Origin of the sequence: Nonomuraea sp. NPDC050643, from assembly GCF_040654715.1 — a bacterium.
GTDB lineage: Bacteria > Actinomycetota > Actinomycetes > Streptosporangiales > Streptosporangiaceae > Nonomuraea.
In genome coordinates this window covers 1-1444 of the sequence record NZ_JBFAIM010000184.1, presented here as the reverse complement: position 1 = coordinate 1444, position 1444 = coordinate 1, and the positions used below count along the sequence as shown (strand labels likewise).

Genomic DNA, 1444 nt, shown 5'->3' with positions numbered 1-1444 from the left:
CCACCCACACCACCCCCCACCTCCCCTTCACCTGGACCAACATCCACATCCACACCACCCACCCCCAACACCCCACCACCCTCCACACCACCACCCGGATCAGCGACGAACCCAACAATCACAACTTCGGCCTGACCATCACAACAACCGACGGCACCCCACTCCTCACCATCGACGCCCTCACCCTGCGCCCACTACCAGCCGGCCACCTCACCACCACGCCCCACCACAACACCCTCTTCCAGCTGACGTGGAGTCCTCACAAGGCCAACACGGACGTCAACCTCAACAGCATCGCTGTCGACGAAGGCACCGAACCCGACACGGCGAAATGGACCATCCTCGCCACCCCCACCACAGACCAAGCCCACCTGGACAACCTCCTCGCGACCCACCTGAACGCCTCCATCCACTCCGACTTGGCCGCCCTCGCAGACACTCACTACGACACCCTGCTGCTTCCCCTCACCACCACGAGCAGCAACGGCGCCCCTTACAAGACCCAGAACAACAACCCCGAAAACACGAAAGCCAGTAACCCTGCGGATCAGGCCACCGAGCTCACCACCGCACTCCTATCCCTCCTCCAAACCTGGCTCACCCACGACACCCACACAAAAACCAGCACCAACAACAGCGACGAAGACGCCACCACCGCCCGCAACACCCCACCAACCCCCACCCCCGAAACACGCCTCATCGCCCTCACCCACCACGCCATCGCCACCCACCCCGACGAAGACATCACCGACCTACCCGCCGCAGCCATCTGGGGACTCCTCCGCACCGCACAAAACGAACACCCCAACCGCATCCTCATCATCGACATCGACAACCACCCCGACACCCTCACCAACCTCCCCACCGCCATCACCACCGCCACCACCACCGGCGAAACCCAAATCGCCCTCCGCCACGGCACCCTCCTCACCCCCCGCCTCACCCGCACCACCCCCCAAAACCAAACCAACCCCAAAACCAACAGCACCAACACGACCGCCTCACGCACCGACACCCCCGGCAACGCCACGCCCTCCAGCCCTGACAGCACAGACGCCATCAACGGCTCCCTCATCGACACCACAAACTGCTCCATCACCTCAACAAGCAGCAGCGATAAAAGCACGACACGCGGCACCGACAACACCAGCACCTCACCCAGCAGCGAAGAAACCCCGAAGAGCAGCACCAACCCAACTCGCGTAAGCGACGCCGCCCAGCCCACTCACCCTGTCAGCACTGCCCAACCCTCCAACACGGCCGAGCCCGGTCAAGCCACCAACCCTGACCACCCAACGCACAACCACCTTTCCCGCCTCGAACCGTTCGACCCCAACGGCACCATACTGATCACCGGCGGCACCGGCACCCTCGCCACCGCCCTCGCCCACCACCTCACCACCCACCACGGCGCCCGCCACCTCATCCTCGCCAGCCGCCAAGG

Annotated in this window: 1 protein-coding gene; it reads left to right on the top strand. The window is 64.4% G+C overall.

The window, feature by feature from the left end; all coding sequences use genetic code 11:
• Positions 1–1444: KR domain-containing protein (locus tag AB0I15_RS66860; protein WP_358121212.1), on the top strand; the 1444-nt coding region annotated here is incomplete at both ends.